A 24,038-nucleotide genomic window follows, 5' to 3' on the forward strand; every position below is an offset into this window, starting at 1 on the left:
TCAATCCAGCGGGAGGGCATCGGGATCGCGGCGCAGACGTTGCCCGGAACGCGTCAGCCCGACCAGCGCGAGCGACACGACGCCCGCGAAGATCAGGTAGTACGCCGGCACGATATTCGATCCGGTCACGGTGATGAGCGTGGAGACGGTCAGCGGCGCGAGGCCGCCGAACAGCGTCACCGCGATGTTGTACGAAAGCGCGACGCCGGTAGAGCGCGTGGCGGTGGGGAACAACTGCGTGAGCATGCCGGGATGCGGTCCGGACATCAGGCTCAGCACCACGGTCGCGACCATTTGCGCGGCGAAAACACGGCCCGGCGTGGGCGAGGCGAGCACCCATGCAAACAGTGGATACGCGATCACGACCCACACAATAGTCACCGGAAAGAACAGCCGGTACGCGCCGATCCGGTCCGCGAGTTTCCCTGCGAGCGGATAACCTACTATGGAGACCAACCCTGACACCGCCGTGCCGAACAACGCGTTCTTGAGCGGCAGGTGCAACTGACGCTCCACATACAGCGGCATGAACGTGTGCCACAGATAATTCGTTGCCGTACCGACGATGATCACGCCCATCGCGCATAACGACGCGTCGCCGCGTTGCCGGAAAAAGCCGCGGATAGTCTGGCGCGGCGCGTGGCCGAGCCGTTCGCGCAACTCCACGAACTCGGGCGACTCCGCGACTTTGTGTCGGATATAAAAACCCACTGGCCCGACCAGCGCGCCGACCAGGAACGGCACGCGCCAGCCCCAGGATTCGAGCGATGCCCGGTCCAGATTCGATGTCAGGAAATAGCCAAACGCCGACGAAAGCACCAGCGCCACCGCCTGCGACGTCATCTGGAAGCTGCCGAAGTACATTTTCTTGCCGCGCGGCGCGTATTCCGTGAGCATCGCGGCGGCCGTGGCGAACTCGCCGCCGACGGATAAACCCTGCATGACGCGTGCAAGCAGTACCAGCAACGGCCCGGCGATCCCGATGGTCGAATAGCCGGGCGTCAGGCCCATCAGCAAGGTGCTGGCGGCCATCATCAAAATGAGCATGGAGAGCGTCTTGCGGCGCCCGACGCGGTCCGCATACGCACCGATCACGATCCCGCCAAGCGGCCGCACGATAAACCCGACTGCAAATGTGCCGAGCGTCAGCGCTGTTGAAAGCGCCGTGTTACCGACGGGGAAAAACACGTGCGCGATGATCTTCGCGAAGTAGCCGTAGATCAGGAAATCGAACCATTCCAGCCCATTGCCAATCACCGAAGCCAGCACGGCGCGGCGAATCTGCGACTTGCTGAGCGACGCCAATGAAGCTGGCGGATGGTCGGCCGCGTTGGGTGGGAATGTGGTTTCCATATGTCTCCAGATCTGTGCATTTATGTGTATTTGACTCGAAGAGTACGAAACGCAGTGGCAAATGTAAAATACATATCGGATGGCATTGCCATATCTGTCACATATGTGAGGCCTCTCGATGGAACTGCGTCATCTGCGGTACTTTCTTACCGTCGCCGAGGAGCGCCAGTTCACGCGGGCGGCGGCGCGGCTGCATATTCAGCAGCCGCCGTTGTCGCAGCAGATTCAGGAGCTCGAGCGCGAACTCGGTTTTGCGCTTTTTACGCGCCTGCCGCGCGGGGTGGAATTGACGTCGGCGGGCGCGGCTTTTGAGGTCGATGCCCGCGCCGTGCTCGACGCACTCGATCAAGGCGTGGTCAACGCCCGGCGGGTGGCCAACGGCCAGCTCGGCTCCGTGCGGATCGCGCTGACGAGCTCGGCGGCGTTCCATCCGCTCGCCACCGCCGCGATCCGCCGTTTTCGCGCGACGCATCCGGATATCGCCATCGACCTGAACGAGCTCAATGCGGCTGACATCATCGAACGGATGGTGAATGGACGTGTCGATGCAGGCATCTTGCGCAAGCCGATCGAGACGCCCGCGGAGTTGCGCTTCGACCTGCTGCACGAGGAGCGCATGGTGCTCGTGCTGCCGGTCGGGCATGCGCTGCTGCCGGCGAAAGGCGTGCGCCCGGGCAAACAGCCGCGTGTGCCGCTGAAGGCGCTTGCCGGCGAGTCGTTTATCTTCGTGCGGCGGCCGGGCGCACCGGGCATGTACGCCGACTTTATCCGCGCGTGCGAGTCGGCGGGATTCAAGCCGGAGGTGGTGAGCGAAGTGCCGCGCATGCTGAGCGCCATCAACCTGGTGGCGGCGGGCGGCGGTATCACGCTCGTGCCTGCATCCATGCAGCGATACCAGCAGGAAGCCGTGGTGTATTGCGCGGTTGCCGGCGACGAAGCGTTCTCTGCGCCGCTCCACCTCGTCACGCGCCGCGACGCCGCGAATCCGGCTGCATTGCGGTTCGCCCAAGCGGTGCTGGCGTTTGTGTCGCCGAATGCATCGCTGAAGGGCGCCGAAGCCGTCGAACCCTTTCAATATCTCACCTGACAATTTCGCTACAAACGTAACTTAGCGTTTTCCCGCAGAATCGATGGAATAAACCGGCGTCACGGCGCGTTTGGATCGTGTCGTCTGCAATCATTCGCGCTTGAATCAACCAATCCGGCGCGACAGGTCGCAGAACTATCCAGCCGATCCCCATTTTTCGCACGGAGTTTCAATGTCCACGCAAGCTGCCAACGTGGTGTCACAACCGCCCCCGACCGAGATGCCGCTGCGCTACACGCGCACCGCGATGGTCCTGCACTGGCTCATCGCGTTGCTGATTATCTGCAACGTCGTGCTGGGACTGACGGCCGAATCGTTCCCCGATTCATGGGTGCGCCGGATCGTCGATACCCATAAGTCCATCGGCATTACCGTGCTCGGGCTGGTGCTGCTGCGTATCTTGTGGCGCGTTTCGCATCGGCCGCCGCCGTTGCCGAAGGCGTTTCCGAAGTGGGAACACATGGCCGCTCACATCGCGCACTTTTTGCTGTATCTGCTGATGATCGGCCTACCTCTGTCCGGCTGGCTGCACGACTCGGCATGGAAAGACGCCGCGACGCATCCGATGCATCTGTTCGGCGTGATTCCGTGGCCGCGCGTGGGGTTTGTGATGCATCTCGATCCGGCGCTGAAGGAATCGTTGCACGATCGTTTCGGCGCGTTGCATACGTGGCTGGGTTACGCGCTGTACGCTCTTTTGGCGATGCACGTCGGCGGCGCGCTCAAGCATCAGTGGATCGACAAGAAGTCGGTCATCACGCGGATGGTGCCGTAATGGATGTGAAACTTCACGCCGTTCCCATGCGAACAAAAAAGACCCCGGCCCAATCACCGGAACCGCGTTTGCAACCCTCGCTGGAAGAAGCGCTCGCGCAGGCTTCGCCGCGCTTGGCGCCGCGCCCGATCACGGTCGCGAGCGTACTGATTCACGGCGGCGTAGTCGTGCTGTGGCTCGTGCTATTTGCCCGCGCCTTTTTTCTGCACGGCGTGGTGGCGTGGTCGACTGGCATTGCCTACGTCGTCTACGACACCTTGTTGCTGATGTTCGTCGCGGCGAAATCGTGGACGCTCGTCAGGGCGCCCAAGCCGCTTGATCGCAAGCAGCGCGAACGCGGTTTGCCGAAGCTCGGCGTGATCGTGGCGTCGCATAACGAGGCCGCCGTGCTGCCCAACACGCTCGCGAAATTGCTCGGGCAAACGCATGGCGCGGCGCAAATCGTGATTGCCGATGATGGTTCCTCCGACGCCACGGCCGAGCTTCTCACGCAACGTTTTGGTCTCGTCGCGCCGGCGGAGGGCGAGTTGAGCGCGGCGTCGACACTGCATCCGACGCTCTTCTGGCTGCGCGTGGCGCACGGCGGCAAGGCGCGTGCGCTGAACGCGGCGATCGAAAAGATCAGTACGCCGATTGTCATGACCGTCGATGCCGATACGCGTCTCGCCGATGACGCCGTTCTCGCCATGCGCAGCGCGTTTGCATTGCGACCGAATTTGGTTGCGGCGGCGGGCATCCTGGTTCCGGTGTGCAGCAAAACGATGAGCGGGCGCTTTTTCCAGTGGTTCCAGACTTACGAATACATCCGCAATTTCATCGCGCGTTTTGCGTGGATGCGCGCCGATAGCCTGCTGCTGATCTCCGGCGCGTTCGCTTCATTTCGCCGCGATGCGCTGCTGGCTGTCGGCGGTTTCGATCCGCAATGCCTGGTGGAAGATTACGAACTGATTCACCGCCTGCGCCGTCATTCCGTCGATCACGGTCTGGATTGGGACGTGCGGGTAGTGGGCAACGCGCACGCCATCACGGACGCGCCGAGTTCGTTCAGCGGTTTCATGCGGCAACGGCGGCGCTGGTTCGCGGGTTTTTTGCAGACGCAATACTGGAATCGCGACATGACGGGCAACCGGCGTTACGGCACGCTCGGTTTGCTGATGCTGCCCGTGAAGGCCTTCGATACCGTGCAGCCCATCTACGGCTTGACGGCGTTTGCGCTGCTGCTGGGGTTTATCGTGGATCGGCGCGGCGCTATTGTCTTACCGATTTTCAGCGTGATCGGCGCGAAGATTCTTATCGACTTCGCTTTCCATTTGTGGACCGTGCATCTGTATCGGCGCTGGACGGGAGACACCGCCGGGTCGAGCCTGTGGATGGCTGTCGTGACGGCGATTGTCGAGCCGTTCACGTTCCAGTTGCTGCGCCACACGGGCGCGGCGCTTGGCTGGGTCGACTTCCTTGGCGGTTCACGTGCGTGGCGTGTGCAGACGAGAGCGGGACTCGCGGCTGCGGATGAGGCCTAACTGAAGACATAAGCCGCGATGCGTTTATTCCACTACTTGATCACGCATCGCGGGAATCAACGCGCGTACCGCACCACCATACTCGACGACGCCAGCACGTGGCCCTTCATCGCGGCGATCAAAGCGGTGCGGTCGAGCGCCGCGGGCAGGGCATTCGCGGCAAGATCCAGCGCGTAGGCTTGCACGACATAGTGATGCGGCGCATCGCCATGCGGCGGGCAGGGTCCGTAATAGCCGTCCTTCCCCGTCCGGTTGATCCCGCCAATACTTCCTGCAGGCGGCGGCCCGCCTTCGTCGAGTGCGGTCATCGAAGCAGGAATTCCGTAGAGAACCCAATGCACAATTCCGAGGCCACGCGCGCCGTCGGGATCGAAGATGGTAACCGCGAAGCTTTTGGTCTCGGAAGGCGCATTGCTCCATGCCAGCGGCAACGAGACGTTCTTGCCGCCGCAATCCTGAGCGCTGGCGGCGTGGCGGGAGTCGAGGGTGGCGTTATCGGCGAGGCTGGGGGAGCTCAGCGTAAAGCGCTCATCGGCGGTGGCTGCGATGGCCGTTACGCTCAGAAAACATCCCGCGCCTGTCGCGGCAACGCGCAAAAGCCGCTTCGCGCGGCACATGCTGCTTCGATCATTCTTCATTGTTCTTCTGGCCTGGTGTCTTAATAACTTCGCTTGGGGTACCGCGCGCGCTTGGGTTTTCAACCCTTCAAGCGCCGCGATCCTGAAACCGCTTACTGCCATTTCTTCGGATCACCACCGAGCGCCGCGCAGGTATCGAAGCTGATGGCACGGAGCTTCGCCTCGCCGATCTGTCCCGAGAGTGCGTAACCCGCGTGATCGGTCGTCCAGTAGAACGTTCGACGCGAGCCGTCGCGCAGCATCCGTATGGCGTACTCGTCCTTGTGCTTGCCCGAACCGCTGGTCATATACAGCGTAAGCCGTTCGCCGCTGGCGTTCTGATACATGAACTGCGCCGCCGGTCCGTCCTCGCCGGGCAACAAGCGGCCACCGACCAGCTCGAACCCATATTCGTGCAGCGAGGGAATGGTGAGCGTCCGGTTGAGCCGCTTGGACAACCACGTCACAAGATGATCTTCCTGTGACGCCGCGACCTCCACCGCGTGCCGCTGCTCGGGCGCATATACGGCGTAAGCGATATCCGCGCGTTGCGCAAAAGTTGGCGCCGGGCGGTCCCGATCGAGGACCGGCAACAGCATATGCATCAGGAATCCGCATGCGATCCCTACCACCAGCCAGCTCGCGGCCATCAGATAACGCCTGCGCGGACGCACGACCACGACCTGCGGTTCTTTATCAGCCGTGGCGGCAAACAGCGCCCGCAGCGCATTGTCTTGCGCGCGATACGCGGCCACCGTCGCCGCACTCGCCGGATCGCGGACGATGCGCGCAGCGGTTTCAGCGCGCTCGGCCTCCGTCGCTTCATCGTCGATGAACGCCGACAGCGCGCGCAACTCATCGGCTGCCGCGCTTGCTTCCGTCTGATCCGGGCGTTCGGGATTCGTCATGTGCCACTCACGATTTTCAACGATGCCGATTTGCGGCCCGGTTCCTCACCGAGCAGCACACGCATGTGTTCACGTGCCCGCGATAGTCGCGACATCACCGTTCCGGCCGGCACGTTCAGCACCACGGATGCCTCCTGATAACTCATGTCCTCGACGCAAACGAGCAGCATGACTTCGCGTTGCTCGACCGGCAGGCAATACAGCGCGCGTTGCACGTCGCGCAGCACGAGCCCGTCGACTTCGCCCACGGGCGCGGCCATCTGCCGCCAGGGCGCGGTTTCATCGTCGACGGCAATATCGCGCCGTCCGCGCAACTGATCGATATAGAGATTGCGCATGATCGTAAACAGCCACGCGCGCAGATTGCTGCCGACGCGAAATCCTTTCGATCGGCCCAGCGCCCGTTCGGTCACGTCCTGCACGAGGTCATCGGCCCACGCACGGTCTCCCGTCAGCGCGCGCGCATAACGCCGCAACTGCGGGAGAACCCCAACGAGATCGGTATCGAAGCTCAACGGCCTGTGCTCATGACTGGTTCACTTTCAGCGCTCCTGGCCACTGTTCGCATGCCGCCGATATGGCTGACACGGGCACAGTGGCTATCGAGCGCTTCATGCTGGTCTCCATCGCTCTAATGGCTTCTTACTACCTTGCGCTTACTGCTTCACGCTCATTGCTTCACGGTATGCCACATGTCCTTGAAGTTGTCGCCTTTGGCATCGCCGGGTTTCATGTCTTTCGCAAACGTATAGACACGCTTGCCTTTGTACGCCCACTGATTACCGCCATCGGCTGCCGGCATCACGGTCCAGTCACCTTGGGGTTTGTCGGAGGCATCGGCCATAACCGCCGGCCACGCCTGGGCGCAACCGCCGCTGCACGCGCTCGGGCCCGACGCCGGGTCTTTGTCGAACGTGTAGAGCGTCATGCCTTTCGCGTCGGTGTACATGCCGCTTCCGGCCATTGGCGGCGCGGCATGGGCATTGAGGCTGAAGGCCGCAACAACGGCCAGGGCTGCAGCGAGGGTCGGGATTCGCGTTCTCATGTTGTTTGTCTCGTTCCATGTGTGCAGGTACGGGATAAACGGATGGTGCTCACGGAATATTCCGGTACCTGACAAATATTTCGACGGTGTTCCGTCATTTTGATCGTGTTGATTGGCTGGTGGGTCTTGGAGTGCACGAGGTGTGTCATGCATCGGACCGCGGCCGCCCTATCTGGCGACTTGGCTACAATCGACGCCATCAGATGATGCGGTTCTCCGCCCGTCGCCCGACCAAGCGTGCCGATTGATATTTTCCGGCCATGAACGGGCCGACCAGCCAAAATCCGGCTTGAAACGAACGAGGTGAAATGGTGCAGGACAGCAAGAATCAACCGACGCCGGAGAACCCGGGCGCGAATATGAATACAACGAGTACAACCAGAAAACGCCCGCTGGACGGCATTCGCGTGCTGGATTTATCGAGGGTGCTGGCGGGGCCGTGGTGCACGCAGAATCTCGCGGATCTCGGGGCGCAAGTAATCAAGATCGAGCGTCCGGGCATGGGCGATGACACCCGCACGTGGGGCCCGCCGTTCCTGCGCGATGCCGAGGGCCGCGATACGTCGGAGAGCGCTTATTTTCTGTGCGCGAACCGCAACAAGCAGTCGGTTGCCATCGACATGAGTTCACCCGAAGGCGCCGCGCTGATCCGCGAGTTCGCGAAGTCGTGCGACGTGGTGGTCGAAAACTTCAAGGTCGGCGGGCTCAGGAAATATGGGCTGGACTACGAGAGTCTTTCGGCGATCAATCCGCGGCTCGTGTACTGCTCGGTGACGGGTTTTGGACAGAGCGGTCCGCTATCGCAGCGCGCGGGTTACGACTTCCTGATCCAAGGCATGGGCGGGCTGATGAGCATTACCGGCGAACCCGACAGCGTAGCGGGCGGCGGCCCGGAAAAAGTTGGCGTCGCCGTAACGGATCTGATGGCCGGCATGTATGCCACTACCGGCGTGCTCGCCGCACTGATGGAGCGGGAAAAAAGCGGGCTCGGGCAACATCTCGACATTGCGTTGCTCGATTGCCAGCTCGCCATGCTCGCTAACCAGTCCATGAATTACCTCACTACGGGTATCGCGCCACAGCGCATGGGCAATGCGCATCCGAACATCGTGCCGTATCAGACTTTCGCCGTGAGCGATGGCCATGTGATCATCGCATGCGGCAACGACAGCCAGTTTCGTTCGCTCTGCACCGCGATGAACGTGCCGGAACTTGCGCTCGATGCCCGCTTCGCGACCAATAGCGGGCGGAGCGTGAACCGCGCGGAATTGCTGCCGCAACTGGCGGCAGTCTTCATGACGCGTCCTCGAGACGCATGGGTCGACGCGTTCGAAGCGTGCGGCGTGCCGTGTGGGCCGATCAACGATATCGCGCAGGCTTTCGATTCCGAACAGGCGCAATTTCGCGGCGCGACGCGGGAGATATCGCATCCCGTCGCGGGCGTGGCGCCAACGGTCGCGAGTCCGCTGCGTTTATCGGCTACGCCGGTTGCATACAATCAGGCGCCGCCGATGCTTGGACAACATACGAGCGCCATGCTGCGCGACGTGCTTGGAATGGATGACGCACAGATCGAGGCGTTGATGCGAACGGGGGTGATCGGCGGGTAGGTTGATTGTGACGCGAGGTGAATGAGTCGGGCGAGCAGACACTTTATGACAACGTTCTGCTTGACTCGTCTAAAGCGCGTCAAGGTATGGTTGGTCATGTGAAATCCACGCAAGCACGCAGGATGCAAACCATGACCTCATATGATCGACGATCTTCCACGGGACGAGGCGGAACGCCTCTTGAGCCTCACCAAATTCGGCGATCCTTCAACGGGATGGAGAAGGCGGCAGCAAACTTTAAGGTGGGCGAAATGCGAGTTCGGTGTCACGGATGCCGAGGGCCGGCGCATTCAGGGCATCACGGCTGATCTATCTGTTCGATACAGCCGGCGACCGCACCTTAAGCAATTCCTGTTCAGCATGTATTACGCCCAGCATCGGGGTAATCGCCGAGCGTACCAGCTTGATGTCTTTCAAAGTGGTCGACGACCGGTGGATACTCATCAGCATCCTCACGAACACGTGGGCTGCGACCGCTTGGCGGGGCACGCTGAATGGTCTGCGATCAGTTTCGCGAGCGCGCTGCTGCTCTTCTGCAGGAAAACTAACTTGACGCTGTCGTGCGTCTTGCCTGACCCATCGGTTCCGGAGTCGAAATGAGTATCCAGTCGTCCTGCCAAGACATGTGTGCCAAGCTCGGCTTCGGCTGCGTGCAACTAGAAGATGAATATCCGCCCATGATGGCCCTCCAAACGCCGTTCGGCTTTTACGGCGGCGACCCATTCGAGATCTACGCGGAATATCTGGGGGACCGCGAGCAGATACGGTTCTTCGATTCAGGAGGGACACTATTCCACTGCTTCGCCCGCCAGATCAGTTCGTTTCATCTGCGGGACTACCAAGTCGTGAAGGCGGCAATCAAGCAGCCTGGCATCAACGTAACGCATGAGGGTGAAATCGAAGGCACGTTTGAAGTTGCCGACATGGCGTCTGGTTTCGCGAGCTATGTCGATGCATTGATGAGCCTGGCCAGATGGGAGTTCGACAACGCGGGTACTGACTTCGCGGTTCGCGAGCCCAGTCTGATTGGCGACACGAGGCTTTATCTCAACGCAATGAAGCCGGATGTCCCGGCGACCAAGAGCAAGTTCAAGGCCGCAGGCGTATCGGGTCGTCAATACGGCTTCGACCTGTCGCAGGGGGACACGCAGATCGACGTGATTTCATGTCATCGCAACGCTTCGTCGTCGGAGCTATACAAGCTTGTGGACTTGCGCGGCAATGCACTGACCGCCAACACGTCCATCATCGTGGTGGTGGACGACCGTTTGCTACCCGAGCAGGCGGATCGTGAGGTGGCTGTGATCGGTCAGTATGCCGAGGCGTGGCCTATGAGAAAGCTGATTGAGGCGGCGGGCGGTGGGCTAACGCGGCATTGAGGTCCTAGCCAGCAGTCGAAACTATGCCGGCGCTCAAAGCTGCCAGTCGAGCAACGGCACCGCTTTCTCTATCAGCTTCTCTAACCTCGGTCGATGCAGCCACTCTTCGTACGTGACGAGGTGCGACTTTTCTATATCGGCGTCGAAGATCGCGCTTTGCTGACGAGCGAATTCTCGATCGTAGATATTGAGGTTCGCTTCGTCGTTGAGCTTGAACGAGCGGCTGTCGAAATTCGTCGATCCCACTGAAACCAGGTAATCGTCTACCACGAGTAGTTTGCAATGGAACATGGTCGGCTGATATTCATGGATCTCAATACCCGCGGCCAGCAGATCGCCCCAACAGGCGCGGGAGGCTTCGCGCACCGTATGCGTATCAATTCGTTTTCCCGGCGTCACAATGCGAACTCTCACGCCGCGTCGTGCAGCTTCCACCAAGGCGTTGATCGCGAGGCCATCAGGGACGAAATATGCGCTCGCCAGATGAATGCTGTGCGTGGCCGCCGTGATCGCCATGAGATACATCAGCTCCATGTCGTCGGCGCCGTGGGTGGGAGAGCTGCTGAACATATGCGCGACACCCTGACAGGCATCGCCTTCGGGCAATGGGGTTATCTCGGGGAAATACTTGGGACCGTGCAGCACATTGCCGGTCGCCTTGATCCAGTTGTCCATGAACACGGCTTGCATGTGACCGACCACCGGACCCTCTACCCGGAAATGCGTGTCGCGCCAATGCTTCTCGTCCTGCGCGTGCCCGGTCCATTCCTCCGCAATCCCAACGCCACCCGTGAATCCCGCGCGGCCGTCGATGATCAGCAACTTCCGGTGCGTCCGGTTATTCATTCGCCCGAGTCCGGTCCAGTGCGGCTTGTGATATTGCACGACGTCGGCGCCGGCTTGCCGCAGTTCGTCGAGATAACGATGATCCATTTTCTTGCAGCCCACCCAGTCGAGCAAGATATGCACAGCAACGCCCGAACGCGCTTTCTCCGACAACGCCGTCGCAAATCGCGCGCCAATTTCGCCGGACCAGTAGATGAACGTTTCGAAGGTAATGGTCTCTTTGGCGGATTGAATGCCATCAAGCATGGAAGGGAAGATTTCGTCGCCGTTCAGCAGCACGGCATATCGATTGCCGGACGTCACCGGTGGCCCCAGCAAGAGGCTCATTGAACGAATGAATTGCGGGTCGTCGCTGGAATACAACCGGTCGATGTTGTGCTCGACCTTCTTTTCACCGCTCACGAAGTTTGCAAGGATCAGGACAATGACGAGCGTGACGGCTACCGTAAGCGGTATGGCGAGCAAGAGCATGTCGGATTCCGGAAGAGGCGAGCTGCAATTGGGAGAAGGGCATACGCGTTGCAAGAGCCCGGAAGCTCGGATACGCGCGGCGGACGTTCCGACACGCTTTGTAGCAAGGGCTGGACCTCCTATTTATTGCGTCGCGGGATGGGTCTAAATTCGTGGATCTAAATCCGACCGCATCTTGGCAATTGCACGACTGAGCGCGTAACAGCGGTGGCTTTTTGCAGTTCAGGTAGAGACATAAGTTCGTGGCTCCTTGAACCGCTGCAAATCGCTCACTCGTCCACAATCGTGCTCAGATTCACGCGCACGCGTCGCAGCAGAGAAATCAATTGCGCGCGCTCGTCGGTATCGAGTCCTGCCAGAGCCTCACCAGCCACTGAATCGCCCACCCGACGCGCCCTGCCGAGTGCGCCTTCAGCCTTTGCTGTCATTCTCACTGTCCGTTCGCGACGGTCATCGGGATTCGAAAAACGTTCGATCCACCCGCCTTCCTCCATCCGATCGAGCAAGCGACCGGCCGATATCGGCGCGACTTCCAGCAGATCGGCGAGCCGTGCCTGGTTCACATCGCCGAAATGGGATAGATAGGCGAGCGCGCGGCATTGCGCCCGCGTGAGATCGAGGGACGATTTCGCGAGTTCGTCGAAGCGCTTGCTGCACAAGCGCCCAACGTCCGAGATCAGAAAACCAAAGCGCTTGTCGAGGTGCGTTTCCATGCCCGGATTATACGAAAGAAGCACGCGCCCACATGTATTCGGACAACTGCGGGTTTCCCCGGATTTTTGACATCTTGTCCCAATCATCAGCCTGTTTATAATAAGCATGCTTACTATTATGATAAGCAAACTGATAACTGAATTGGCGCCTGAATGTCCTCTGAATCGATGCCGGCAAGCGCGGCGGCCACGCCGCTCAACCGGCCCATGCTCACGATCTCGATCATGCTGGCTACGCTGATCCAGACACTCGACAGCACGATCGCCAATGTCGCGCTGCCGCATATGCAGGGCACGCTGTCGGCGTCGCAGGACGAGATCACGTGGGTGCTGACGTCGTACATCGTTGCGGCGGCGATCGCCACGCCGCTTACGGGCTGGTTATCCGACCGCCTGAGCACGAAGCGTCTGCTGATCATTTCTATTGCCGGCTTCACGGTCGCTTCGGCGCTGTGCGGGTTATCGGAGAGTCTTGCGCAGATTGTCGCGTCGCGATTGCTGCAGGGGATTTTCGGAGCCTCGCTCGTGCCGCTCTCGCAATCCATCCTGCTCGACATCAATCCGCGCGAAAAGCAGGGTCAGGCGATGGCCGTCTGGGGCATGGGCGTGATGGTCGGGCCAATTCTCGGACCGACACTCGGCGGCTGGCTTACCGACAGCTACAACTGGCGCTGGGTATTTTTCATCAACGTGCCAATCGGCGCGTTTGCGCTCTTTGGCGTGCTGACGTTCCTGCCGGCGCGAGCGGCGAAGCTCGGCGTGAAATTCGACGCGTTTGGGTTTGCCACGCTAGGTCTGGCGATCGGCGCACTCCAGGCTATGCTCGATCGCGGCGAGCAACTGGACTGGTTCGGCTCGCTCGAAATACGCATCGAAGCAATTCTGGCGGTGCTGAGCTTTATCTTTTTTCTCGCGCACACCGTTACCGCCGGCAAGCGCTCGTTTTTCAAGTACGAACTGTTGAAGGACCGCAATTTCGCGACCGGCGTGTTTTTTATCTTCATGATCGGCGCGGTAATGTACGCGACCCGTGCGCTGTTGCCGCCGATGTTGCAGAACCTGATGAACTATCCCGTTGCCACGACCGGTCTGGTCACGGCGCCCAGCGGCGCGGGAACGATGGTCGCCATGCTGGTTGCCGGGCGATTGTTACGACGCATCGACGCACGTCTGTTGTTGCTCGCGGGCTTTTTGATTTCGGCGTTCGCGCTCTGGCAGATGATGCATTACACGCTCGTGCTGTCGGTGTCGGACATCGTGTGGCCCGGTGTGATCCAGGGCTTTGGCCTGGGCTTCGTATTTGTCCCGCTCAGCGCCCTGACGTTTTCCACGTTGACGCCCGAACTACGCGCCGATGGCACCGCGACCTACAGCCTGATGCGTAACATTGGAAGCAGTATCGGCATTTCGATCGTGCAGACCATGATGACGCGCGGCACTCAGGTGGCGCACGCCGATCTCGCGGCGAATGTGAACGTATTTAATCCGTCGATGCAGCCTATGCTCGAGAGTGGATCTCAGTTGAGTCTCGCGCTGATGGATCAGTCGATCAATCAGCAGGCGCAGATGATTGCGTACCTGAACGACTTCAAGCTGATGTTCGTGGCGACCTTGCTGGTCGTTCCGCTGTTGTTGCTGATCCGGCCGATGCGCAGTGTTGCCAGCGAAACACTCGCTCACGCCGCCGCGGATTGACTACGTTACTTGACGGCCGAATCGCGTGAAAGTTCGCGCTGCGTCAGGTAAACGCGCAGGTCGAATTCAATCTGGTGATACCCGGGCTGCATAAATTCGCATAGCCGATAAAACGCTTTGTTGTGGTCGCTTTCCTTTAAATGCGCGAGCTCATGCACGACGATCATGCGCAGGAATTCCGGCGGTGCTTCCTTGAATAACGATGCCACGCGAATCTCTTTCTTCGCTTTGAGCTTGCCACCCTGCACGCGTGAGATGGCCGTGTGCAGTCCGAGCGCGTGACGCAGCACGTCGAGCTTCGCGTCGTACATGACCTTATCGATGGCGGGTGCCACGCGCAAAAACTCCTGCTTCAGATCCGTGGTGTATTGATACAGCGCGCGGTCCGATTGCACGGCGTGGCGGTCCGGATAACGGTCGGCGAGATACACGCCCAACTGATCATCGGCGATTAGTTTGCGGACCTTGTCCTGAAGTGTTTGCGAATAGGCGCCGAGGTATTTCAGAGGAAGCATGATGGATGATGGGACGTGACCGCCGAGGGGTGCCTTCTGCATTATAGGGGCCGTGGCTCAGGCATCACGTCGCGCGCCGGTTAGCTAAGTGAGTTAAATGCGAATCACGCACGCCGCCGCGTGCTCCATAAAATGCACGCAATCAGCACAAGCTGCAAAGGCAGCCGCACGAGCAATAACCACGATGGAACTTGTGGAAACTGATCTGCGTGTTGATACATGAACACGTTGGCGGGCGTAACGGCAATGGTCAGTAACGTCAGCCCAATCCCGGCTGCACTTCGCGTGCGTTTGATCATCAGGCCGACCGCGCCAAGCAACTCAAAAATGCCGCTCACAATGACGGCCAGCAGCGGGAAGGGGATATAGCCCGGCACGATTTGCACGAACAGCGGCATGTACAAAAAATGGCACGCACCGCCGATCAGGAAATACAGGAATACGAACCACAGCCCGATGCGCTGTCCGACGGACATTCTTCTAACCGATGAAAATCTGAGTGAAGACATTAGTGAGCGAGCGCAGAGTGTTGAATCTGACGATGGCAGCGCAAACCCTGCGCCGAACGTGTAGATCACCAATGGTCGATGACCTGAAAAAACGATGACCCAAAACAAAAAACCGCCCAGCAAGCTGGGCGGTTTTTTATCAATTCTGGTCGGGGTGAGAGGATTCGAACCTCCGGCCTCTACGTCCCGAACGTAGCGCTCTACCAGGCTAAGCTACACCCCGAATGTTCACTCTGAGACGGTTCGTTTCCTTTTCAGGACTGTCTTGCCGTCGAGTAAGAACATAATTCTAGCAGGCTCTCTTTAAAAATGGAATCTGGAAACGAAGAAATTGCATTCGCAGCCGCCTGAGCTTCCTGCCTTGCACATTTCAACGTGTGATCCAGCGCGCCCGATGTCGTGATGGCTTCGAAGATGGTGTCGAATTTATCCGTGCCGCCTTGTTCGATCGCCTCGCGCGCGAGCGCTGCCTGTTCGGCCGAACCGTGCTCCATCAGATAGATGAGCGGGAGGGTGGGTTTGCCTTCGCGCAGATCGTCGCCGGCGTTTTTCCCCATCGATTCCGCCGTGCCGGTGTAATCGAGCCAGTCGTCCATGATCTGGAACGCTGTGCCAATGCGCCTGCCGAACTCTGCGGCTGCCGCCTCGGTCCGTGCATCCGACCCCGACAACACTGCGCCGAGTTGAGCCGCCGCTTCGAAAAGCTTGGCTGTCTTGTAGCGGATCACCTGCATGTAGCGCGCTTCGTCCACGTCCGGGTCGTGCATGTTGAGCAACTGCAGCACTTCGCCTTCCGAGATCACGTTGGTCGCAACCGACAGGATCTCCATCACGCGCATCTTGCCCACGCCGACCATCATTTCGAAGGAGCGTGAGTACAAAAAGTCGCCGACAAGTACGCTCGCCGCATTGCCGAACAGCGCGTTCGCAGTCTTGCGGCCGCGCCGGAGATCGGACTCGTCGACTACGTCATCGTGCAGCAGCGTGGCCGTGTGAATGAACTCGACCACGGCGGCCAGCTCATGCCGGTGCCCGGTGGTGTCGCCAAGCGCGCCTGCGACCAGCAGCAGCAGCGCGGGCCGGAGCCGTTTGCCGCCGGCCCCGATGATGTACTCGGAAATCTGGTTGATCAGCATCACTTCGGATGCCAGGCGCTGCCGGATGACGCGATTGACCTGCTGCATGTCCTCGGCGATAGGCTCGAGTACGTTGGCGGCGTTTGGGGAGGAAGTGGCAGTGGACGACATGATCGGCAATTAGGGTAGTGCCGCGAATTATAAGGCGAATCGGCCGATAGCCGCCTCTAAACACGCCTCGGACGAACCGCGTAGGGTCCGGCGACAAGCCTGACGGGTGGCGTCAGACGGCGAAATCGCGATAATGGTGCATGCGACGTGCTCGATCCCGACTGCGGCCTCTCGTTTTTCGCGATCAACAAGGGTTTTGACGGAGAGCCTAACTCTCTGTATAATCACGCGTTTTCGCGCACGGTGTGCGGAAAAATGAATTCAGAGTGAGGTTCTCAATGTACGCGGTCATAAAAACCGGTGGCAAGCAGTATAAGGTTGCTGTCGGCGAAAAATTGAAAGTAGAACAGATACCGGCAGACATTGACGCTGAAATCACGCTCGACCAGGTTCTCGCAGTAGGCGAAGGTGAATCGATTCAGTTCGGTGCACCGCTGGTCAGTGGGGCTTCCGTCATTTGTACCGTCGTGTCCCAGGGTCGTCACAAGAAGGTTACGATCTTCAAGATGCGTCGCCGGAAGCACTACCAAAAGCACGCTGGCCATCGCCAGAACTACACCGAACTGCGTATCGACGCAATCAACGCCGCGTAAGCGTCGTCGAGTCGATTAAGCTAAACGGTCAAGGAGCTATTAAATGGCACACAAAAAAGCAGGCGGGTCATCCCGCAATGGTCGCGACTCTGAATCAAAGCGCCTCGGCGTGAAGGTTTACGGCGGCCAGGCTATCAATGCAGGCGGCATCATTGTTCGCCAGCGCGGTACGCGCATGCACCCTGGCGACAACGTCGGCATGGGCAAGGATCACACCTTGTTCGCGCTGACTGACGGCCACGTCAATTTTTCGACGAAGGGCGCAGCAAAGAAGCATCTGGTCAACGTCGTCCCGGCTGCCTAAGGTTTATCAAGGCACGGGCTTCAGGACCGGAAAAGGCCCCGCGAAGTTCGCGGGGCTTTTTTTATTGGCCGGCTTTATTTGAGCTTTATTGGCTTGGCCAGAGTGACATATATCGAATGGCCTAGTGGCTGGCATCGGCCGGTCGCGGCAGAATGGCGGAACACCGCTGAAACACGGGACGGAGCAACTCATGAAGTTCATTGACGAAGCGAGAATTGAGGTCATCGCCGGCGACGGAGGGGATGGCAGCGCGTCGATGCGGCGCGAGAAGTTCGTCCCGTTCGGCGGACCGGACGGCGGCGACGGCGGCCGGGGCGGCAGCGTGTATGCGGTTGCGGATCGCAACATCAACACGCTGATCGACTACCGGTACGCGAAGAAACATCAGGCGCGCAACGGCGAAAACGGCCGCGGCGCGGACTGCTACGGCAAGGGCGGCGACGACATCATCTTGCGCATGCCGGTCGGCACGATCATCGCGGACACGGAAACCGGCGAGTTGATCGCGGACCTGACCGAGCACAATCAGAGTGTGTTGATCGCGCACGGCGGTGCGGGCGGCCTCGGCAACCTGCACTTCAAGTCGAGCACGAACCGCGCGCCGCGTCAGAAGACGGAAGGCAAGCCCGGCGACCGGCGCATGCTGCGTCTCGAGCTGAAAGTGCTCGCTGACGTCGGTTTGCTCGGTATGCCGAACGCAGGTAAGTCCACGTTCATCACGGCGGTATCGAATGCGCGGCCGAAAATTGCGGACTATCCGTTTACCACGCTCGCACCGAATCTCGGCGTGGTGCGTGTAGGACCGGAGAAGAGCTTCGTGATCGCGGACATTCCGGGCTTGATCGAAGGCGCGGCGGAAGGCGCGGGTCTCGGTCACCGGTTCCTGCGCCACTTGCAGCGCACCGGCGTGCTGCTGCATCTCGTCGATCTGGCCCCGTTCGATGACGCAGTCGATCCCGTCGTGGAAGCACGCGCAATCGTCAACGAATTGCGCAAGTATGACGAATCGCTCTACGAGAAAACGCGCTGGCTCGTGCTGAACAAGCTCGACATGGTGCCGGACGACGAGCGTAAATCGCGCGTGGCCGACTTCATCGAGCGTTATGAATGGGACGGCCCGGTATTCGAAATCTCGGCGCTGACGGGTCAAGGTTGCGAAAGCCTGACCTACGCCATCTTCGATTACATCTCGAAGAACTCGGATGCATCGCGAGCGGCAGAAGCCGAAGATCTTGCCGCCGACGTGCGTTTCCGCGACGAACCTGCTGTCGCGGCGCCGCAGCCCGCGCCAGAGATCGACGAAGACCAGGACGAAGACGAAGTGTAAGAGTTTGACCCGTGGTTATCGAGGCAAATCCGAGGAGAAATGCGTCAGATGCGTTCCGTCATAGCCGCTTCGAAGCGACTCGTAGTGAAAGTGGGATCGAGCCTGGTGACCAACGACGGGCGCGGGCTCGACCACGCGGCCATCGCGCGCTGGGCCGCGCAGATTGCGGCATTGCGCGCGCAGGGAAAGGAAGTCGTGCTGGTCAGCTCTGGCGCGATCGCCGAGGGCATTCATCGCTTGGGCTGGACGAAGCGGCCGCGCGAAATTGACGAATTGCAGGCTGCTGCTGCAGTCGGACAGATGGGCCTGGCGCAAGTCTACGAAAGCAGTTTCGGCAAGCACGGCATGCGCACGGCGCAGATTCTTCTCACGCACGCCGATCTCGCCGACCGCGAACGCTACCTGAACGCACGCTCAACGCTGCTCACCTTGCTGCGCCTGGGTTGCGTGCCGATCATCAATGAAAATGACACCGTTATCACCGACGAAATCAAATTCGGCGATAACGACACGCTCGGCGCGCTGGTAGCGAACCTCATAGAGGGCGACGCGCTAATTATCCTCACCGATCAGCGCGGCCTGTTTACCGCTGATCCCCGGCACGATCCCACGGCCACGCTGGTCGAACAGGCCGATGCGGGCACGCCGGAGCTCGAGGCCATGGCAGGCGGCGCGGGTTCCAGCTTAGGACGTGGCGGCATGCTGACGAAAATTCTCGCAGCGAAACGCGCGGCGCACAGCGGCGCGAATACGGTGATCGCGAGCGGGCGGGAGTCGGATGTCCTGACCCGGCTGGCATCGGGCGAGATGATCGGTACGCAGTTAATGGCGCGCACAGCCCGTATGGCGGCCCGAAAGCAATGGATGGCCGATCATTTGCAGGTGCGTGGCCACGTGGTGATTGACGACGGCGCGGTCGAGAAGCTCACTGCGGACGGTAAAAGCTTGCTGCCAATCGGTGTAATCGATGTTCACGGTGCGTTCGCGCGCGGGGAAGTGATCGCGTGCATGAATCCGGGCGGTCAGGAAGTGGCGCGCGGCATCACGAATTACAGCAGTTCGGAGGCGCGGTTGATCCAGCGTCGGCCGAGTGGTGAAATTGAAACGGTGCTCGGGTACATGCTTGAACCTGAGCTGATTCATCGGGATAATTTGGTGCTGGCGTGAGCATCAGACGCGTCAAAGCTAAAAAGCCGCCAATTGGCGGCTTTTTAGTTTATTTTTGGTCGAAAAATGCGCATTTTGGGGATCAAAGCATTTCTTAATCCCCCATATCCACCGAAATCTTCTGATCAAGCTATCAACTGCTTGAAGCGCTCATCGCGGTTTCGCTCTATGAGATCGCCACCGTCAGAAACCGGTCGCAAACGTGATGCAGCCCCATAAAAAAGCCCGCTGACCTTCAGGTACAGCGGGCTTTTTCATCAGCCTTTCGACTAGTGATAGTTCGAAACGGCAGTCCGCTTCATCTGAATGTTCTGCTCAATCTGCTTGGCCGGCCCCATCGGCAACTTGTTCGCGCAGAAGTAATCCTGGTACAGCGCTGCGTGATAAGAGTTCAATTCGCCGTTTTCGATGCGTCGAAAATCGTTTTCGACCGCGCGGTCCCAGCCGGTCTGGTCCTCGTTGATGCTCGCATACAGGCGCCAGTTATAGTTGTCGCAGCGAATACCTTCGTAATTGACGTTGCGCGCGCCGGCCGGGCTTTTCACGACAATTGTGTATCGGATGATGCCGTCGGTCCCAACGCTGAGCGAGTTTTTATCGACGAAAAAACTGAGCGGCGTATTTTCCGACACCGTGATCGGCAAGAGATTCGCGTCCTGCGGCAAAGGCGGCAAGGTGTCGACGGTGTTTTCGACCCAGTTTGGCTTCCGGTCCATGAGATAGACGAACGCGCTGTCGTCTTTGTTTGTCGGCTTGGAGCTGCCGCAACCGGCGAGCACGGCAAGCGCTGCCGCGGATACCGCGAACAATGCAATGGCTTTCAATTCTTGATTTCCTGAGGTTGATGCAGAAGCGACTGCAAATCGATCGTGCCGCGTGAAAAGCGCCGCGATTGTCCCGAAAACGGACACGCCGGCATGTCAAACACGCAAGCCCAGCCTTCGACGCTGCACGAAAAAAAGCGGCGTGCGTTGCCGCACCGCCGCTTCGATAACACACGTCCTAATCCCGCGAAGGACGTTGTGCGTAGATGTGCAGCTCTTCGGTCACCGAACATTCTGCCTGAACGATGCCGCCGTTAGCAGAAACGGCCGCATCTTCCAGAGTCATGCCCTGAATCAAACGCGGATAACGATTGGCGTGATGCGCCATCCGTTCCGCGCGCTCAGCGCGCACAACTGCTCGCCTCAAAAAGCGAGAAAGTTCGGTGAGCGCAAGCTGATATACATCCCGCTTGAACTCGATCACCGCGTCGAGCGGGACCCAATACTCATTCCACCGCCAGGCATCGAATTCCGGATGATCAGTCGCACGCAAACAAATGTCACAGTCACGGCCTACCATGCGTAACAAAAACCAGATCTGTTTCTGTCCGCGATAGTGTCCGCGCACCTCGCGCTTGATGAACTTGTCCGGCACCTCATAACGCAGCCAGTCGCGGGTTCGACCCACGACCTTGACGTGCTCCGGAAGCAAACCGGTTTCTTCGTGTAACTCCCGATACATCGCTTGCACGGGGGTCTCGCCGTACTTGATGCCCCCCTGCGGAAACTGCCAGGAATGTTCACGCAGCCGCTTGCCCCAAAACACTTCGTTGTGCGCGTTCAAGAGGATGATGCCGACGTTCGGGCGAAAGCCTTCACGATCCAGCATACAACCACCTTCGAATCCTTTAAAATTGCTTTGATTATAAACAGATAACGGGCCTGGCGCACCGGCACGAACCCGAATCGGGGTTCGTTTCACTTGGGCGCCGGGGCGGTCGGCCAACGTCTTACCGCATCGCTGTCCCGTCGTTCACTCGTTCCGCACGTTCTGCATGTTCCGCAGGTTTGGGCAATAGCCCATTCAATCGACGCGCTCCCGCATTGGAAAATTTTTGAATGAAAGCATCCTGTTTCTTTATCGGCACCCTGAAGGAAGCTCCCACAGACGCGGAAATCGTCAGCCACCAACTCATGATGCGTGCGGGCATGATTCGCCGCGTGGCCGGCGGTATCTATAGTTACCTGCCTATCGGCCTGCGCTCCATCCGTAAGGTTGAAGCCATTGTGCGTGAAGAAATGAACCGTGCCGGTGCGCTCGAATTGTTGATGCCCGGCGTGCAACCGGCCGAACTCTGGCAGGAATCGGGACGCCTGGAGCAATACGGCCCTGAACTGCTGCGTATCAAGGATCGTCATGATCGCGATTTCGTGCTCGGACCGACGCACGAAGAAGTGGTGACGGACATCGCGCGGCGCGAGATCAAGAGCTACCGGCAACTGCCGGTCAATTTCTACCAGATCCAGACCAAGTTCCGTGATGAAATCCGGCCGCGTTTCGGCGTGATGCGCGGGCGCGAGTTCATCATGAAGGACGCGTATTCCTTCGACCGCGATCAGGCGGCCCTCGCCGAGTCGTACAAGAAAATGTTCGATGCCTACGTGCGCGTGTTCACGCGCATCGGCCTGGAATTCCGCGCGGTCGCGGCCGATAACGGCTCGATCGGCGGCAGCGGTTCGCATGAATTCCACGTAATCGCCGACACCGGCGAAGACGCAATCGCGTATTGCCCGACCTCGGATTACGCGGCAAACGTGGAAGCCGCCGACGCGGTGCCGCTGAACGCCACGCGTGCCGCGCCCACGGAAGAGATGAAGAAGACGGCCACGCCAGGCAAGGCGAAGTGCGAGGCGGTCGCGGAGTTGCTGAACATTCCGCTGGAACGCACGATCAAGTCGATCATCCTCGCGACGGAAAACGAAGGCGCCGAGCCGACCATTTGGCTATTGATGTTGCGCGGCGACCATTCGCTGAATGACATCAAGGCGAACAAGCAGCCGGGCCTGGCGGGTTATCGCTTTGCTACCGAAGCTGAAATTATCGATACGTTCGGCACGCCGCCCGGATATCTCGGCCCGCTCAACACGAAGAAGCCGATCAAGGTGATCGCGGACCGCACGGTCGCGAACATGAGCGACTTCGTGGTCGGTTCGAACGAGGTCGACTATCACACCACCGGCGTGAACTGGGGCCGCGATCTGCCGGAACCGGTCGTGGCGGACATCCGTAACGTGCTGGCGGGCGATCCGTCGCCGGATGGCAAGGGCGTGCTGGAAATCTGCCGCGGCATTGAAGTGGGCCACGTGTTCCAGCTCGGCACCAAGTATTCGGATGCCATGGGCGCGTCGTTTCTCGATGAAAACGGCAAGCCTGCGCCTATGCAAATGGGCTGCTACGGCATCGGCATCACGCGAATCCTGGGCGCGGCGATTGAACAGAACTTCGACGCCAAGGGCATCATCTGGCCGGAATCGATCGCGCCGTTCGAAGTCGTGTTGTGCCCGATGGGCTATGACCGCAGCGACGCCGTTCGCGAGCAGGCCGACAAGCTCTATGCAGCGCTGCAGGCTGCGGGTATCGACGTGGTGCTGGACGATCGCGGCGAACGTCCCGGCGTGATGTTCGCGGATTGGGAACTGATTGGCGTGCCGCATCGGCTGGTGATTGGTGACCGCGGGCTCAAGGAAGGCAAGCTTGAGTACCAGGCGCGACGCGACGCAGAAGCCACCTTGCTGCCGGTGGATGACGCGGCGAACGTCGTGATCGAGAAGGTGCGCGCTGCACTGGCCCGTGGAGTGGCCCAGTAACGTGCAGTACAACTTCCTCTCGGCGACGGTGCTGCTCATCCTGATCACCGATCCGCTCGGCAATATCCCGATCTTCATCAACGCGTTGCGTGGGGTGGCGAAGGAGCGCCGGCGGGTTGTAATCTTGCGGGAAGTCGCGATCGCCTTCGGGATCCTGCTGGTGTTCATGCTGGTCGGCGACCGCTTTCTTCGCGCGATGAGTCTGACGGATTTGTCGTTGCGGCTGGGTGGCGGGATCGTGTTGTTCCTGATCGCTTTGCGGATGATCTTTCCGCATCCCGATGGTCCGATGGGCGGCGATTCGCGCGGTGGCGAACCGCTGATCGTGCCGCTGGCCATTCCTGCGCTGGCCGGTCCGTCGGCGCTGGCGACGGTGATGTTGCTGACATCGCAGGCGCCTGGGCAGATGTGGGAATGGATCGGCGCGCTCACGGTCACCATGATGGTCTGCGCGGTGGTGCTCGTGCTGGCCGAGAAGATTCAGCATTGGTTGGGCGAGCGCGCGGTCACGGCGTTCGAACGGCTGATGGGATTGGTGCTTGTCGCGATATCGGTGGAAATGATCCTCACCGGAATACGGACCTTCGTGCATCAACTGGCTGCGAATGGCTGATTGAAGACCTTGGCGCAATGAACGTACAAAGGCCGTTTCAACTCACGTTGAAACGGCCTTTTAATCTTGGTGACTTGCGCCCGCCGCCAAGGAGATCATGCGGCCAATCGCC

The 24,038-nt window shown here is 59.8% G+C and carries 25 protein-coding genes and 1 tRNA gene; 13 read left to right on the top strand and 13 right to left on the bottom strand.

Features of this window, described 5'->3' with window-relative positions:
• Entirely contained in the window at nt 1-1,353 is a 1,353-nt protein-coding gene (locus GSQ93_RS12350) for an MFS transporter (protein WP_158935932.1), read from the bottom strand.
• Between the two features lie 118 nt (nt 1,354-1,471).
• Between GSQ93_RS12350 and GSQ93_RS12355 the strand changes: the two genes are divergently transcribed.
• From GSQ93_RS12355 to GSQ93_RS12365, 3 genes are all read left to right on the top strand, one after another.
• The gene (locus tag GSQ93_RS12355; protein WP_158935933.1) at nt 1,472-2,440 is read left to right on the top strand and encodes a LysR family transcriptional regulator; all 969 of its coding nucleotides are present in this window, start codon (nt 1,472-1,474) and stop codon (nt 2,438-2,440) included.
• 172 nt (nt 2,441-2,612) lie between these two features.
• Nucleotides 2,613-3,215 (top strand): cytochrome b, encoded by a 603-nt coding sequence (locus tag GSQ93_RS12360; RefSeq protein ID WP_158935934.1) that lies wholly within the window; start codon nt 2,613-2,615, stop codon nt 3,213-3,215.
• 68 nt (nt 3,216-3,283) lie between these two features.
• Nucleotides 3,284-4,735 (top strand): glycosyltransferase, encoded by a 1,452-nt coding sequence (locus tag GSQ93_RS12365; protein ID WP_158935936.1) that lies wholly within the window; start codon nt 3,284-3,286, stop codon nt 4,733-4,735.
• 56 nt (nt 4,736-4,791) lie between these two features.
• Here GSQ93_RS12365 and GSQ93_RS12370 read toward each other — a convergent pair whose 3' ends face one another.
• From GSQ93_RS12370 to GSQ93_RS12385, 4 genes are all read right to left on the bottom strand, one after another.
• A complete protein-coding gene (locus tag GSQ93_RS12370) occupies nt 4,792-5,373 on the bottom strand; it encodes a YbhB/YbcL family Raf kinase inhibitor-like protein (RefSeq protein ID WP_254073857.1) in 582 nt (193 codons plus the stop codon).
• Between the two features lie 92 nt (nt 5,374-5,465).
• A complete protein-coding gene (locus GSQ93_RS12375; RefSeq protein WP_158935937.1) occupies nt 5,466-6,260 on the bottom strand; it encodes an anti-sigma factor in 795 nt (264 codons plus the stop codon).
• Nucleotides 6,257-6,775: a sigma-70 family RNA polymerase sigma factor gene (locus GSQ93_RS12380; RefSeq protein ID WP_031360721.1), complete on the bottom strand. Its 519-nt coding sequence runs from the start codon at nt 6,773-6,775 to the stop codon at nt 6,257-6,259. The genes GSQ93_RS12375 and GSQ93_RS12380 overlap by 4 nt, the downstream gene beginning before the upstream one ends.
• Before the next feature lie 155 nt (nt 6,776-6,930).
• Nucleotides 6,931-7,305 carry a hypothetical protein gene (locus tag GSQ93_RS12385; RefSeq protein ID WP_158935938.1) on the bottom strand — a complete coding sequence of 125 codons (375 nt, stop codon included), beginning with the start codon at nt 7,303-7,305 and terminating at the stop codon, nt 6,931-6,933.
• A gap of 359 nt (nt 7,306-7,664) precedes the next feature.
• Here GSQ93_RS12385 and GSQ93_RS12390 point away from each other — a divergent pair, with 359 nt between their 5' ends.
• The 3 genes from GSQ93_RS12390 to GSQ93_RS12400 all read left to right on the top strand — a co-directional run bounded on the left by GSQ93_RS12390 (nt 7,665) and on the right by GSQ93_RS12400 (nt 10,294).
• Complete coding sequence (locus tag GSQ93_RS12390) at nt 7,665-8,915, top strand: CaiB/BaiF CoA-transferase family protein (protein ID WP_158936112.1); 1,251 nt, start codon at nt 7,665-7,667, stop codon at nt 8,913-8,915.
• Between the two features lie 141 nt (nt 8,916-9,056).
• On the top strand, nt 9,057-9,515 hold the full coding sequence (locus tag GSQ93_RS12395; protein ID WP_158935940.1) for a hypothetical protein: 459 nt from the start codon (nt 9,057-9,059) through the stop codon (nt 9,513-9,515).
• The gene (locus tag GSQ93_RS12400; RefSeq protein WP_158935942.1) at nt 9,512-10,294 is read left to right on the top strand and encodes a DUF1828 domain-containing protein; all 783 of its coding nucleotides are present in this window, start codon (nt 9,512-9,514) and stop codon (nt 10,292-10,294) included. Before GSQ93_RS12395 ends, GSQ93_RS12400 begins: the two co-directional genes overlap by 4 nt.
• Nucleotides 10,295-10,327: 33 nt before the next feature.
• On the opposite strand, the gene cls is transcribed toward GSQ93_RS12400, so the two are convergent.
• Together cls and GSQ93_RS12410 are read right to left on the bottom strand one after the other, a co-directional pair.
• Nucleotides 10,328-11,611: a cardiolipin synthase gene (gene cls, locus GSQ93_RS12405; RefSeq protein WP_158935943.1), complete on the bottom strand. Its 1,284-nt coding sequence runs from the start codon at nt 11,609-11,611 to the stop codon at nt 10,328-10,330.
• 269 nt (nt 11,612-11,880) lie between these two features.
• Nucleotides 11,881-12,324, bottom strand: coding sequence for a MarR family winged helix-turn-helix transcriptional regulator (locus tag GSQ93_RS12410; protein ID WP_158935952.1), 444 nt, complete (start codon nt 12,322-12,324; stop codon nt 11,881-11,883).
• 153 nt (nt 12,325-12,477) lie between these two features.
• On the opposite strand from GSQ93_RS12410, the gene GSQ93_RS12415 reads away from it, so the two are divergent.
• Nucleotides 12,478-14,019, top strand: coding sequence for a DHA2 family efflux MFS transporter permease subunit (locus GSQ93_RS12415; RefSeq protein ID WP_158935953.1), 1,542 nt, complete (start codon nt 12,478-12,480; stop codon nt 14,017-14,019).
• A 5-nt stretch (nt 14,020-14,024) separates the two neighbouring features.
• Here the strand turns inward: GSQ93_RS12415 and GSQ93_RS12420 are convergent, their stop codons facing one another.
• The 4 genes from GSQ93_RS12420 to GSQ93_RS12435 form a co-directional block, all read right to left on the bottom strand.
• On the bottom strand, nt 14,025-14,534 hold the full coding sequence (locus GSQ93_RS12420) for a M48 family metallopeptidase (RefSeq protein ID WP_158936113.1): 510 nt from the start codon (nt 14,532-14,534) through the stop codon (nt 14,025-14,027).
• 104 nt (nt 14,535-14,638) lie between these two features.
• Nucleotides 14,639-15,010: a hypothetical protein gene (locus tag GSQ93_RS12425; protein WP_158935955.1), complete on the bottom strand. Its 372-nt coding sequence runs from the start codon at nt 15,008-15,010 to the stop codon at nt 14,639-14,641.
• 179 nt (nt 15,011-15,189) lie between these two features.
• Nucleotides 15,190-15,266 (bottom strand) — tRNA-Pro (locus GSQ93_RS12430).
• Nucleotides 15,267-15,297: 31 nt separating this feature from the next.
• Nucleotides 15,298-16,290 (bottom strand): polyprenyl synthetase family protein, encoded by a 993-nt coding sequence (locus GSQ93_RS12435; protein ID WP_158935957.1) that lies wholly within the window; start codon nt 16,288-16,290, stop codon nt 15,298-15,300.
• 278 nt (nt 16,291-16,568) lie between these two features.
• On the opposite strand from GSQ93_RS12435, the gene rplU reads away from it, so the two are divergent.
• From rplU to proB, 4 genes are all read left to right on the top strand, one after another.
• Nucleotides 16,569-16,883, top strand: a complete 315-nt coding sequence (gene rplU, locus GSQ93_RS12440) for a 50S ribosomal protein L21 (protein ID WP_089162437.1) — start codon at nt 16,569-16,571, stop codon at nt 16,881-16,883.
• A 43-nt stretch (nt 16,884-16,926) separates the two neighbouring features.
• The gene (gene rpmA / locus GSQ93_RS12445; protein ID WP_089162436.1) at nt 16,927-17,187 is read left to right on the top strand and encodes a 50S ribosomal protein L27; all 261 of its coding nucleotides are present in this window, start codon (nt 16,927-16,929) and stop codon (nt 17,185-17,187) included.
• A 190-nt stretch (nt 17,188-17,377) separates the two neighbouring features.
• The gene (gene obgE, locus GSQ93_RS12450) at nt 17,378-18,514 is read left to right on the top strand and encodes a GTPase ObgE (protein ID WP_158935958.1); all 1,137 of its coding nucleotides are present in this window, start codon (nt 17,378-17,380) and stop codon (nt 18,512-18,514) included.
• A 48-nt stretch (nt 18,515-18,562) separates the two neighbouring features.
• Nucleotides 18,563-19,681 (top strand): glutamate 5-kinase, encoded by a 1,119-nt coding sequence (gene proB, locus GSQ93_RS12455; protein WP_158935960.1) that lies wholly within the window; start codon nt 18,563-18,565, stop codon nt 19,679-19,681.
• Nucleotides 19,682-19,950: 269 nt separating this feature from the next.
• On the opposite strand, the gene GSQ93_RS12460 is transcribed toward proB, so the two are convergent.
• Both GSQ93_RS12460 and GSQ93_RS12465 read right to left on the bottom strand, forming a co-directional pair.
• The gene (locus tag GSQ93_RS12460; protein ID WP_158935961.1) at nt 19,951-20,505 is read right to left on the bottom strand and encodes a CNP1-like family protein; all 555 of its coding nucleotides are present in this window, start codon (nt 20,503-20,505) and stop codon (nt 19,951-19,953) included.
• 178 nt (nt 20,506-20,683) lie between these two features.
• Nucleotides 20,684-21,334, bottom strand: a complete 651-nt coding sequence (locus GSQ93_RS12465; protein WP_158935963.1) for an RNA pyrophosphohydrolase — start codon at nt 21,332-21,334, stop codon at nt 20,684-20,686.
• Between the two features lie 230 nt (nt 21,335-21,564).
• Here GSQ93_RS12465 and GSQ93_RS12470 point away from each other — a divergent pair, with 230 nt between their 5' ends.
• Together GSQ93_RS12470 and GSQ93_RS12475 are read left to right on the top strand one after the other, a co-directional pair.
• Nucleotides 21,565-23,313 carry a proline--tRNA ligase gene (locus tag GSQ93_RS12470; protein WP_158935965.1) on the top strand — a complete coding sequence of 583 codons (1,749 nt, stop codon included), beginning with the start codon at nt 21,565-21,567 and terminating at the stop codon, nt 23,311-23,313.
• Between the two features lies 1 nt (nt 23,314).
• Nucleotides 23,315-23,926 carry a MarC family protein gene (locus GSQ93_RS12475; protein WP_089162432.1) on the top strand — a complete coding sequence of 204 codons (612 nt, stop codon included), beginning with the start codon at nt 23,315-23,317 and terminating at the stop codon, nt 23,924-23,926.
• Nucleotides 23,927-24,038 lie beyond the last annotated feature (112 nt).

It is taken from the genome of Burkholderia sp. S171, assembly GCF_009766085.1.
Classification (GTDB): Bacteria; Pseudomonadota; Gammaproteobacteria; order Burkholderiales; family Burkholderiaceae; genus Caballeronia.